This is a genomic window from Streptomyces sp. XH2 (assembly GCF_049725035.1).
Lineage (GTDB): Bacteria > Actinomycetota > Actinomycetes > Streptomycetales > Streptomycetaceae > Streptomyces > Streptomyces roseoverticillatus.
In genome coordinates this window covers 368542-379456 of the sequence record NZ_JBMMMZ010000001.1, presented here as the reverse complement: position 1 = coordinate 379456, position 10915 = coordinate 368542, and the positions used below count along the sequence as shown (strand labels likewise).

Annotated in this window: 12 protein-coding genes and 1 pseudogene; 6 read left to right on the top strand and 7 right to left on the bottom strand. The window is 70.5% G+C overall.

The window, feature by feature from the left end; translation table 11 throughout:
• Window positions 1-28: 28 nt before the first annotated feature.
• From ACOTKD_RS01725 to ACOTKD_RS01715, 3 genes are all read right to left on the bottom strand, one after another.
• Window positions 29-1528, bottom strand: coding sequence for a sugar transferase (locus tag ACOTKD_RS01725; RefSeq protein ID WP_424887359.1), 1500 nt, complete (start codon window positions 1526-1528; stop codon window positions 29-31).
• Between the two features lie 459 nt (window positions 1529-1987).
• Window positions 1988-2566 carry an alpha/beta fold hydrolase gene (locus ACOTKD_RS01720; protein ID WP_424887007.1) on the bottom strand — a complete coding sequence of 193 codons (579 nt, stop codon included), beginning with the start codon at window positions 2564-2566 and terminating at the stop codon, window positions 1988-1990.
• Window positions 2567-2745: 179 nt separating this feature from the next.
• Complete coding sequence (locus ACOTKD_RS01715; RefSeq protein WP_424887006.1) at window positions 2746-3048, bottom strand: hypothetical protein; 303 nt, start codon at window positions 3046-3048, stop codon at window positions 2746-2748.
• A gap of 118 nt (window positions 3049-3166) precedes the next feature.
• On the opposite strand from ACOTKD_RS01715, the gene ACOTKD_RS01710 reads away from it, so the two are divergent.
• Window positions 3167-3295: a hypothetical protein gene (locus tag ACOTKD_RS01710; protein WP_424887005.1), complete on the top strand. Its 129-nt coding sequence runs from the start codon at window positions 3167-3169 to the stop codon at window positions 3293-3295.
• 405 nt (window positions 3296-3700) lie between these two features.
• Window positions 3701-4276, top strand: coding sequence for a dihydrofolate reductase family protein (locus tag ACOTKD_RS01705; protein ID WP_424887004.1), 576 nt, complete (start codon window positions 3701-3703; stop codon window positions 4274-4276).
• A gap of 470 nt (window positions 4277-4746) precedes the next feature.
• On the opposite strand, the gene ACOTKD_RS01700 is transcribed toward ACOTKD_RS01705, so the two are convergent.
• On the bottom strand, window positions 4747-5799 hold the full coding sequence (locus tag ACOTKD_RS01700; protein WP_424887003.1) for a PucR family transcriptional regulator: 1053 nt from the start codon (window positions 5797-5799) through the stop codon (window positions 4747-4749).
• A 107-nt stretch (window positions 5800-5906) separates the two neighbouring features.
• Between ACOTKD_RS01700 and ACOTKD_RS01695 the strand changes: the two genes are divergently transcribed.
• Window positions 5907-6803: an alpha/beta hydrolase gene (locus ACOTKD_RS01695; RefSeq protein ID WP_424887002.1), complete on the top strand. Its 897-nt coding sequence runs from the start codon at window positions 5907-5909 to the stop codon at window positions 6801-6803.
• A gap of 28 nt (window positions 6804-6831) precedes the next feature.
• Entirely contained in the window at window positions 6832-7641 is an 810-nt protein-coding gene (locus tag ACOTKD_RS01690; protein ID WP_424887001.1) for an SAM-dependent methyltransferase, read from the top strand.
• Between the two features lie 118 nt (window positions 7642-7759).
• On the opposite strand, the gene ACOTKD_RS01685 is transcribed toward ACOTKD_RS01690, so the two are convergent.
• Window positions 7760-8377, bottom strand: a complete 618-nt coding sequence (locus ACOTKD_RS01685) for a PadR family transcriptional regulator (RefSeq protein WP_424887000.1) — start codon at window positions 8375-8377, stop codon at window positions 7760-7762.
• 126 nt (window positions 8378-8503) lie between these two features.
• On the opposite strand from ACOTKD_RS01685, the gene ACOTKD_RS01680 reads away from it, so the two are divergent.
• Window positions 8504-8929, top strand: a complete 426-nt coding sequence (locus tag ACOTKD_RS01680) for a nuclear transport factor 2 family protein (RefSeq protein WP_424886999.1) — start codon at window positions 8504-8506, stop codon at window positions 8927-8929.
• Between the two features lie 31 nt (window positions 8930-8960).
• Here the strand turns inward: ACOTKD_RS01680 and ACOTKD_RS01675 are convergent.
• Window positions 8961-9729: pseudogene (locus ACOTKD_RS01675) on the bottom strand (IS5 family transposase).
• A gap of 35 nt (window positions 9730-9764) precedes the next feature.
• Here ACOTKD_RS01675 and ACOTKD_RS01670 point away from each other — a divergent pair.
• Window positions 9765-10313, top strand: coding sequence for a hypothetical protein (locus ACOTKD_RS01670; protein ID WP_424886998.1), 549 nt, complete (start codon window positions 9765-9767; stop codon window positions 10311-10313).
• Between the two features lie 69 nt (window positions 10314-10382).
• Here the strand turns inward: ACOTKD_RS01670 and ACOTKD_RS01665 are convergent, their stop codons facing one another.
• Window positions 10383-10877, bottom strand: coding sequence for an HIT family protein (locus ACOTKD_RS01665; RefSeq protein ID WP_424886997.1), 495 nt, complete (start codon window positions 10875-10877; stop codon window positions 10383-10385).
• Window positions 10878-10915: the final 38 nt, after the last annotated feature.

Genomic DNA, 10915 nt, shown 5'->3' with positions numbered 1-10915 from the left:
GCGCCGACCGGACGACGCCCCTCGCGCATCAGTAGGCCCCCTGCCCCTGCAGCACCGCACGCAGCGTCTTCCACAAAATCACCGTGTCGAGGGCGAGCGACCAGTCCTCCACGTACCGCAGGTCCAGCCGGACCGCCTCCTCCCACGGCAGGTCGCTGCGCCCGCTGATCTGCCACAGGCCGGTGAGCCCGGGCTTGACCAGCAGCCGCCGCCGGATGTCCGGGCCGTACGCGGCCGACTCCTCCGGCAGCGGAGGCCGCGGACCGACGAGCGACATCGATCCGGTGAGCACGTTGAAGAGCTGCGGGAGCTCGTCGATCGAGTACCGGCGCAGCACCGTTCCCACCCGGGTCACCCGCGGATCCCGGCGGACCTTGAACAGCAGCCCGGCGCCCTCGTCGAGGCCGGCCAGCTCGGCACGCGCCCCGTGGGCTCCGGCGACCATGGTGCGGAACTTGAAGATGGTGAACTCGCGGCCGTCCTTGCCGACTCTTCGCTGGCGGTAGAACGCCCCACCCCGGCTGTCCGCCAGCACGAGCAGCCCGACGAGCACCATCAGCGGCACGAACAGGACCAGCAGGATCGCCGCGCCCACCCGGTCGACGACCCCTTTGATCACCCGGCGGCCCCCGGTGAAGGTCGGCATGCTGACCCTCAGCAGCGGGATCCCGAGCACCGCGTCGACGTGCAGCCGGGGGCCGGCCACCTCCATCAGCACGGGAGCCACGATCATCTCGGCATCGCTGCCTTCGAGGTTCCAGGCCAGCCGCTGCAACCGGTCCGGTGACCAGTGGGGGTCCGGGGTGATCGCGACGACACGGTAGCCGTCGCGGTGGACGTGGCCCGCGACGTCCGTCAGCCGGCCGACGACCGGCACCCCGTCCAGCCGGTCACCGTCGAGCCCGAGACCGTCCGGCGTGCACACCGCCTCCACCCGCCAGCCGAGGTGCGGGAACTTGCGGGTCCGGGTGATCAGGTCGCGCACGGTGGCCGGGCTCCCGGCAGCGAGCACCGGGCGCAGGCACCGTCCTTCCTTGCGCTGTTTGTGCAGCCAGAGGCGGAGCAGATACCGCTCGGTCATGGTGGCGAGCGCGATCGCCGGGAGGGCGACGAAGATCCAGAGCTTGATGTTGTGCGAGGTGAGGGCGATCCCGCCGAGCGCCAGTACGACGGCCGCCGTGAACAGTGAGCGTCCGAGCCGGCGGAATTCCTCGGCGCCCTGACCGAGCACGGCCGGAGCCCACGACCGGTTCACCGCGAGCGCCCCCAGCACCAGCAACTCAGTGCCGAAGGCGAGGATTCTCCACTTCTCGTGCCAGTCGGCCGCGTCCCGGACCCCGAAGAAGCCGCCGATCGCCGCCACCACGAAGGCGGTGGCCACGGTATCGCTGGTGATCACGGTACGGCGGTACCGCTGCTCCCAGTCGGTCGCGGGCTGGTTGGTCGCGGGCTGGTTGGTCGCCCCGTTCACCGGCCGCCCGCGCGCCGGTAAAAACGGGCTGACTAATTCCCCTTCCCCCTGCTGCACATCCCCCTCCAGGCCGCCAGTGGGCTCGACGCGTTCGCTCCACACTGTTCCTCCCCCTCCGGGAGGCTCGCGCCCCCCGCACTGTTCCTCCCTTCGGGAGGCCCCCGCCCCCCGCGCCGCGCTGTTCCTCTTTCCGGGAGGCCCCCGCCCCCGCGAATGACAACCGGCTATCGCAGCGCTCCGTGAGAACCCCGCCCGGGCAGCAGAGAACTCGCGTGTCCTGCGGGAGACTTGAGGTTCGCGGGAACCCGCTGACGGTTGCTCCCCATGCCCAAGGTCCCCCCTCTCGGGCTCCAAGAATTGATCACCCCGCACCTGGTGCCGGGGATGCGACTGCTGGCTGTCTGTGGCGCCGGACCTGAAGATCACTATTTGTCGCTTCGTGTCCAAACATGCGAAGCGAAGGTCAATGTAGACCATTGAGGCCCGCCTGAAGAGGGGGATGTGTGCAACTTGTGCTCAGGCTTTGAAGCCGGATCGACCGAACGGTAGCTGCCTGCGTGTGCCTTGAAGGCGAAGACGTGCCTTGTGACCTGTGACGACGGGAGTTCCCCGGCTGCCGGAGCCGCCGACGATGCCACCGGCAAGTTCGAGGCGTTCCGGCGCTGTCGGCTGGGTCGCGAGTGAGGCGTGTGGCGGAACTGCGTGTGCGGCGGCGCCGGGCGGCGGGGGCGTGGCCGGGCGGCGGGGGCACGCGGCCGGGCGGTGGTAGCGCTCCAGCTCCGCCGACGGGACGGCGTGCACCGCCGGGATCTCCTCGGGCACCGGGATGACGCCGCAGGCGGCGCGGTCCAGGAGGCCGGGCTGCGGCATCTGCGCCACCACCGACTCACCCGGCTCCGGGAAGCGGGTGTCCACGAACACCACGCGGGCGACCTGTCCGGGGCGCCGGTCGGCCGCCGCGAGGGCGGGGAAGACGCCGTAACGGTGCGCCACCGGCACGACCCCCGGGCCCTCCGCGTCGAGCAGCGCCGCCACGGCGTCGGTGTGCGCGCCCAGCCCGACGCCGGCGGGGTCCTCTACCGCCCGCACGGCCACGCCGGGCAAGGTGACCGGAAGCGCCCGGTGCCCGGTAGGACCTCCCTCTGGAGGAGGTTCCAGCCGCTTCCGCCGCGCGGGCCCGGCAAGATCCGCCGGACAGACCCTCCTGAAGCATTACTTCCGGCGTGCTCATGTGGGAGCCGTACGGAGCGCGGGCAGGCCGGTTACCGCCGAAGTCACCGATCCCTCAGCGGCCCGCACACCCGGCCGGCGCGCTTGACGAGCCGCCCCGGGTCGGTCTGCGTCGCCGGCACGCCAAGGCCGTCAGTCACTTCCCGGCCGACCCAAGGTCCGCTCAGCGGATCGAACGCTTGCGGCGGCACCCCGCCGACGAGATGCTGCGCGCGACGACGGCCCCTTGCCGGCGAGACGCGGGCGAAGGGCGACCACCGGCGAAGGAGCATGATGACAAGACCGCTTCGTACCGGCAGACGCGTGGGCATGGTGATGTCCTTACTGCTCGCGCTCATGTGCGCCATGGCCCCAGCGGCGTGGTCCGCGGCCACCGCCACGAAAGACCATGCACCACAGGACCTGTCGGCTGTGATCGCAGATCATGCGAAACGTGGTACGGCCTCCGCGTGCTACGGCAGCGTGGTGATCACCTCGCGAGCCAACGGCCGACTGGTCTCCGCCGAACTGGGCTACGGCGGCGACACCTACGGAATGCTGCGGGCCAGGGCAACCGCCGTGGGCCCCTGGGAACTGTTCACCGCTCCGTTCTGATCAGGACATCCAGCCACACGTGCCGGCCCTCGCGGGCACCGTGAGTGCCTCGCCGACGCCATGCCAGGCGTCGCGGACGGTAGTCGGAGAAACGCCCGGCGGCCCGGCCGTGTGCACGTCGATCGAGGACAGTGAAGCTGTGGCGGTGGATTCCCCCGGCCCGACGGCCGACGATCCGCGCCTCGTTCAGACCCTCACGAACAGGGGAATCGCTCTCGCCGGGATCGCCGTGGGCCAACGCCGTTGCCCATGTGCGGCGGGACAAGCGAACCTCGCCAAGGCCGGGAGAGCGACAGCACCCGAGCAGGCCTATTCCGGCCACGGCCGGAGGGTTCTCGTCGCGGAACGCCCTGTATTCGGTCCGGCGGTCGTAGTGTCGGACCTGTTCCCGAGGAGGGCTTCCTGATGCACAGCGTGACCTATTCGATGGGCATCTCGCTTGACGGCTATATCGTCGGGCCGGACGGCAACTTCGGCTGGACGGCGCCCGACGAGGAGGTCTTCCGCTTCGTCACCGACGAGATTCGGGAGGTCGGCGTCCATCTGTTGGGGCGACGGCTGTACGAGACGATGCTGTACTGGGAGACCGCCGACCAGGATCCGTCGCTCGACGACTCAATGCTCGAGTGGGCCGCGATCTGGAAGGCGCTCCCGAAGGTGGTGTTCTCCACCACGCTGTCAACCGTGCAGGGCAATGCCCGCCTGGCCTCCGGAGGCCTGGCGGAGGAGATCGAGCGGTTGCGGGCCGAGCCGGGGGAGGGCGACATCGCGATCGGCGGCGCGACCCTCGCCGCAGAGGCGGCCGCGTCGGGTCTGATCGACGAGTACCGGACCAGGGTCTACCCGGTACTCGTCGGCGGTGGCATTCCGTACTTTCCTCAGCGCGAGCGCCGGGTGGATCTCGAACTCGTCGAGACCCGCACCTTCAGCTCAGGAGTCGTCTATCTCCGCTACCGCGTGGCGCGCCAGGCCTTGCAGTAGACGTTGCTGATGCGGCGCCCACCAACGGTTTGCTTCCAGAGCCTGCTCTGCGATCTCCCGCACCTGGCGGCTGCGCGGCCGCGGCGCGCGCGGCTCTGGGCGCGCTCGCGGTGAGTCCGGGGGCCGGTTCCGGTTGAAGTTCCGGTTCCAGCGGTCTGCCCTCCACCAGCCGTCGAGCCGACTCCGCCTCCTGCGCCCGCTCCGCCTCCTGCGCCGCCCTCGGGGCCCGGTCTGCCCGCCTCCCTGGTCGTGCTGCCGGCCCAGGTCGCCTACGGCGAGGGGCAGCCGGGTGAGGCACGCCATTGGTCGGAGAGGGCCGAACAGGCGGCGCGCGAGGCGGGCCGCGGGCCGGAACCGGCCGCGCGGACGCTCCTGGAGGAGCCGACGGAGGCTTCGCTTCGCCCCTTTCAGCAGTGACTCGTGACGACTTCCGGGACGATCGCAAGACCGCGGAGCGGGACGGGTCTCCCTCAGTCGTCGAGCAGCCGCCACATGGTCAGGGCGAGCCTGGCGCGCGTCAGTCCGGCCGGTTCGGTGAGGTCGATGCCCAGGGTCTTTGCGATGTGTTCGAGACGACGGGCAACGCTGCTGTGGTGCAGATGGAGAAGGTCGGCGGCCCGGCGCAGGGATCCGGTCGCGCAGTAGGCGTCCAGCGTCTCCAGGTCTTCCGGAGTGCCGGCCATCCGGGCGAGCGCCGCCACGTCAGCGTTGCAGCGTACGGCGTGCTCAGGTATTTCGGCGAGGAGCGCCAGCACCCCCAGGTCGTCGTAACGGACGACCGGCTCGCGTGAGGTGGTGAAGCGGAGCGCGGTGCGGGCCTCCCGCCATGACCGGTCAGGGCTCCCGGTGGTGCCGATTCCCGCGCGTACGTCCGTCGGCAACCGGGTGTGGTCGAGACCGGTGGCCAGGATGACGCCCACGTCCGTGAGTGCTGCCGCCTTCACGGGGCGGGCCGGGCAGAGCAGAGCGGCGACCTTGTCGAGGGGAAGCCGCGAGCGTACGGCGACGACCCGGACGGGAAGGCCGGTGGCGAAGCCCAGGAGCCGTAGAGCCCGGACTCTGGCCGCCTCGTCACTGTCGGAGCTGATGGCCAGTTCGACGAGGGCGGGGTCGGCCATGGTGGTGCTGGCCGGACCGTATCTCTCGACGACCGCCGCGGCGGCTATGGCGAGCCGGTCCAGCAGGACGTCGTCGAGGGTGCCGGGCGTGCCGGGGCGTTCAAGCCACACCGTACCGATCTCCTCCTCGTCGAGGACGATCGGCGCTGTGGCTGTGGCTGTGGTGGTGACCGTGGCGGGAGACGGCGGAGCGGGTGCCTTCCTGCCGTCGGGCGCCATACGAATCGCACGCCCCGTGCCGTGCAGCCGGATCCCGGCCACGCACTCGGCCAGGCCCGCCGAGGCCCGGGCGAGTGCCGGGAGATCCACTCGGCGGCGCATCAGCGTGTCGTAGAACGCGACGATGCGGATCGTGCCCTGGACGTGCGAGTCCAGGTGCGACATCCGTTCGGCCAGTGCCTCCATGGCGCAAGGATAGGCGCCGACCGCGCGCCGATCGTCGCGTGATGGGGTCGGCATGCCCAACGGGCGGCGGATGAGCCGTGGGGGTGGCGACCGTGAGGATGGCTCGCATGGATCCCGAACTCGAAGCATTCATTCCCTTGCTCCCCAAGGTCGACATGACCGATGTGGCCGGCACCCGCAGGAACTTCGACGAGCTGGCCGCCACGCGGCCAGCGCCGGACACCTCGGGCCTGGAGATCGAAGACCGCACTGTGCCCGCAGAGCCGGGCGTGCCGGTGCGGATCTACCGCCCGCAGCGGGCGCGGGGCGCCGTCGTCTGGCTGCACGGCGGCGGATTCGTCTTCGGCGGCCTGGACGCCGAGCACCCTTGGGCCACCCGGATCGCCTCCGATTCCGGCGCGGTGGTGATCTCGGTGGGCTACCGCCGTGCCCCCGAGCACCGGTTCCCGGCGGCTCTGGACGACGCCTACGCCGTACTGACCTGGGCGGCGGAGCACGCCCACGAACTCGGCATCGACCCGGACCGGATCGCGGTCGGCGGCCACAGCGCCGGCGCGAACCTCGCAGCCGCGATGACCTTGCGGGCCCGCGACGAGCAGGGGCCGCCGGTCCGCTTCCAGCTGCTCAACGAGCCCATCCTCGACGACCGGCACGAGACCTGGTCGGCGCGGAACTTCACCGCCACGCCCTGGAACAACCGAGCGATACGCATCGCGGTGATGGACTACTACCTGGGCTCCCGGCCCGCCACGCCGTACGCCGCCCCGGCCCGCGCCACCGACCTGTCCGGCCTGCCACCCGCCTACATCGCCACCGCGGAGTTCGACCCGAACCGCGACGAAGCCATCGAGTACGCGCAGCGCCTGCTCCAGGCGGGGACCTCGGTCGAACTGCACCAGTGGCCCGGCACCTTCCACGGGTCGCTGGCGATCCTGTCCGCCGAGGTGTCGCAGCGGCAGATCGCCGCGCTCTGTTCCGTCCTGCGCCGTGCCCTGGCCGAGTGAACCGTTCTTGCGGGGGAGGGGAGTACCCATGTCCGATCTTGATCCGGTAGCCAGGACCGCCCGGCTGACCGCCGCCTTGCGGGCCAGGGAGTCCGAGCGGCCCGACCGGCTGTTCAGCGACGTATTCGCTGGGAGGCTGGCCGGGGAGTCCGCGCGGGCCCTCGCCGACCAGCTGGGAGAGGTGCCGGCCATCGCGGTACGCACCCGGTTCTTCGACGACCTGCTCACTGGGATCGCCGGTGCCGGGGAAGGGCTCCTGCAGTTCGTCCTGCTCGCGGCAGGCATGGACACCCGGGCCCAGCGGTTGCCCTTCCCGGCCGGCACCACTCTCTACGAGGTGGACCGGCCCGAGCTCTTGCGCCTGAAGGACGCGCTGCTGGCGGACGTGCCCGAGCCCGTCTGCCGCCGGGTCGCGGTGAGCGCGGACCTCGCGGGTGACTGGCCGCGATCACTGGCGCAGGCGGGCTTCCGGCCCGGCCTGCCCACGTGCTGGCTGGTCGAGGGACTCACCCAGTACCTCCAAGAGGCCGACGTGATCAGGCTGTTCGACCGGATCACCGGATGCTCGGCACCCGGCAGCCATCTGCTGGCCGAGTTCGTCGCCGCGTCCGTGTTCCGCGACGCGGCAGCCCGCCCGATGCTGGATGCGCTCGCCGAGCAGGGGGCGGTCTGGCACTACGGCACGGATGAGCCGCTGTCCTTGTTTGCCGAGCGCGGCTGGAAGGCGGAGTCCGTGCCGTACTCCGAGGTGGGGCAGGCAATGGGACGGTGGCCGCAGATCAGCGCCGCCACACCCGCCCCGACGGCCGGAGGCTATTTGGTGCACGCCACGCGGTAGAAACCGTAGAAATACAGAGAAACCAGGGCAGGGCCCGCGTCCGGCACGTTCTGACCGCCGTCGCCGTCAACCTCGAACGGATCAGCACACAGCTCGCGCCCGCTCCGCAGCGTCAACCTCAAGTGCGCCGCGGACTGCGTGCGGTGTCAGCGCTGGGCGCGGGCGCAGTCCGGGGGCGGGCCGCCCGCTGCCGCTCGCGCAGGACCGCGATCGTGTGCTCGCACCAGTCGCGGTTGCCTTGTTCGAAGGCGAGGCCGCGTTGACACGTCAAGTACGGGCCGACGCGGTCGCCGTGGCGCAGGAAGTCCTCCTCCGTACGGTCGCCGCGCATCGTACGCAGCAGTTTGCCGAAGAGGTCGATCCTGGACTGTGCGAAGTCGGCACGTTCGGTGAGCTGCGCGATCAGCATGCCGGTGTCGACGTGGTCGGCGGCCTGGACCTTGACGAGCAGGTCGTCACGGATGAAGGAAGGCTTCGCGGCGGCGGCCGTGAAACCCTCGAGCTCCGCCATCCCGGCACCCGTCACCCGGAACAGGCGCTTGTTGGGGCGGGCCTCCTGGACGACCTCGCGGCCCGCGATGAGTCCGTCCTTCTCCAGCCGGGCCAGCTCGGCGTAGAGCTGCTGCGGCCGGGCGTGCCAGAAGTTCGCCACGCCGAGGCCGAACGCCTTGGCCAACTGGTAGCCGCTGAGCTCGTCGTCGAGCAGCGCTGCCAGCAGGGCGTGCCGTAGAGCCACGGGATCGTCTCCTTGCTGTCTCTTCCTCTTCGCCTCGTTCATGTCCCTGTCGGCGGAGGCACGTTCCATGATAGTCATGAAAGTGACTAGTCACATTCATGACTATGAAGAGGGGCGAGCCAGACCATGACCACTGCCGATCGTTTCCGTGCCGCCGTCGACCAGCGCGACCTCGCGGCCCTGGACGGCCTGTTCACCGAGGACATCCGCCTCTACAGCCCCGTGAAGTTCACCCCCTTCGAGGGCAAGCCGATGGTGCTGGGCCTCTTCGGAGTCCTCCTGCGCACCTTCGAGGACTTCCACTACGTCGGTGACCACACCGGCACCGCACAGACCAGCGCCGACGGAACGCCCGCCCCGTCGGCGGTGCTGCTGTTCCGCGCCAGGGCGGGCGGCAAGGAGATCCACGGCATCGACCTGCTGCACTTCGCCGACGACGGCAGGATCAAGGAGTTCACCGTCATGGTCCGGCCCCGGTCCGCCGTCCACGCCCTCGGAGAGGCGGTCCTGGCCGGGCTCGTCGAGGACGGCCTGGTGAAGGCCGAGGGGTAGGAGGGACCGTCAGGCCCTGTCCGGCAAATGATCATCTGGTGGGTTCGCGGAGCCGGAGGATCAGGGAGGCCGGTACGGTCCCGGCGCGGTAGCGGACGGCGAGTTTGTCGAACCGGGTGGCGATCGCGCGGAACTGCTTCAGACGGGCGAAGCATCGCTCGCCCACGTTCCGGTCGCGGTGGACGACCTGGTCGAAGGCAGGCGATCGGCCCCCGCGGGTCCCGGGCCGCCTGCGGTTGGCGATCCGGTCGCGGCGCTCGGGGATTGTGGGGGCGATGCTCCGGCGCCGCAGCAGTCGGCGGATCTCCCTGCTGGAGTAGGCCTTGCCGCCCAGGACTCGGTTCGGCGTGGTACGGGGCCGACCGGTGGCGGATCGGGGACGCGGATCCCGTCGAGGAGCTGTCCGTACGCGGTGGCGTCATGGGTGTTGCCGAGTGTGAGCACGATCGACAGCGGCAGGCCCCGGCCATCCACGGCGAGGCGGACCTTCGTGGTCAGCCCGCCTCGGGACCGGCCGAGGCCCTGGCGCGCCTGCGAGCGGCCCGGATCTTCCAGTTCGTCCCTGTCTCGGTCCCCTTTTTTCGGGCGCCGGCGGCATGTTGGTGAGCACGGTTGACCGTGGAGCCGACCGGGACGGTCCACTTCACACGGCCCGCCGCCTCGTCGCGGACCTGGAATCGCCGTCGCCGGGCGGCGACCTGGCGGCGGTCCCGCCACGGACGGCCATGCCCGTCCATCTGCGGCAACAGGGGCGCTATCCGCTCCCACGCCGCGTCCGTCAAATCACCTCGACCCGCCACAAGATCAATTATCAGGCACGCCTTAGGGTGTGCGGGTGGCCCGTTCTGACGCTGTATCGAAGACACGTTTTCTGGTCCTGAACGACTACGGCATGGGCGGCACCTGGTGGTGGGTCCACGCCCGGTCCGAACAGGAGGTGCTGGAGACCTTCGCCGACGTGGAAGTCGTGCACGCCGAGGCCACCCGCGCGGAGGCCGAGACCTGGGGCCTTGACGAGGCCGACGTCGACGGACCGGCCACACCACCCGGCTTGGCCGAAGCCCGCGCTGAACGGAACGCCCAGCGCGCCATGCCGGGCTTCGGCGCCTTGGCCGGCCGGGACCTGCTGTATCTGAGCCGCCGGTGGGACGAGGACGACGACCCGATGATCTACCTGATGGAGGTCGGCCCCGACGGTCGTCGACTCCGCCAGGTCGAGCTGACCGAGGACGGAACGGCCTACCGGAGCACCCCGGAGGACTGGCCCTTCAACCCGCCGTGGGTGGACCGCTACGACCCCGCGTGGCTGCCGTTCGTGATCGGCCAAGAAGAGTTCGAGGCCCAGTGGACCCGGGCCGTCCACGATCCGAGCCGCTGGGATTGAGGGCCTGCCTGAAGATTCCCATCGGGGCCGGCCTGCCTGTCACAATCTCTCCTGGCCCGTCGGGAATTGTCAGACAGGACCTAGGCAGGAATGGTCGCGGCCGAGTACGGAATCGAGCTCGGCCGTGATCGCCTCCCGCATCTGCTTGTGCTCAGACCCGAGGGCGTGCTGCGGGTCGTGCCAGCGACCACGCGGATACGCCCACACCGGGCGCGCGATCATGTCGGCGGGCTCCCAGCCGTAGCGAGGCCAGACGTGGGCGTGGACGAAGTGTTCGGCGTTGCCGAGGATTTCGAGATTCAGACGGTGGAAGGCGGGGTCCTGCTTCCGGCAAGCCCGTTCTACGGCCTCGGCGAGGGTGTCCATGTCGGCGAGGAACGCCAGTCTGCGAGCCTTCGGCAGCTCGGAGAACTGCTCCACGTCGGGATCGTTGAGGAGCAGGAGGCAGTACCCGGGAAGGAACTGCACATCCCCGATGACCGCGAACGAGGTGTGCAGGCGGCGCAGGACGGTCGGGTTCTCCCCTCGCCGCGCGCTGCCGATCCGGTCCGCCTTGTACGTCATGGGCGGACCCTACAGGCGCGGCGCGGGTCGCGTCCGTC

Excerpts from the sequence above, each read along its gene's own strand:
- ACOTKD_RS01700 (WP_424887003.1), bottom strand. The coding sequence starts at position 5,799 with ATGGAGGCACTGGCCGAACGGATGTCGCACCTGGACTCGCACGTCCAG.
- ACOTKD_RS01715 (WP_424887006.1), bottom strand. The coding sequence starts at position 3,048 with ATGGCGCACATGAGCGCGAGCAGTAAGGACATCACCATGCCCACGCGT.
- ACOTKD_RS01705 (WP_424887004.1), top strand. The coding sequence starts at position 3,701 with ATGCACAGCGTGACCTATTCGATGGGCATCTCGCTTGACGGCTATATC.
- ACOTKD_RS01665 (WP_424886997.1), bottom strand. The coding sequence starts at position 10,877 with ATGACGTACAAGGCGGACCGGATCGGCAGCGCGCGGCGAGGGGAGAAC.
- ACOTKD_RS01695 (WP_424887002.1), top strand. The coding sequence starts at position 5,907 with ATGGATCCCGAACTCGAAGCATTCATTCCCTTGCTCCCCAAGGTCGAC.
- ACOTKD_RS01680 (WP_424886999.1), top strand. The coding sequence starts at position 8,504 with ATGACCACTGCCGATCGTTTCCGTGCCGCCGTCGACCAGCGCGACCTC.
- ACOTKD_RS01690 (WP_424887001.1), top strand. The coding sequence starts at position 6,832 with ATGTCCGATCTTGATCCGGTAGCCAGGACCGCCCGGCTGACCGCCGCC.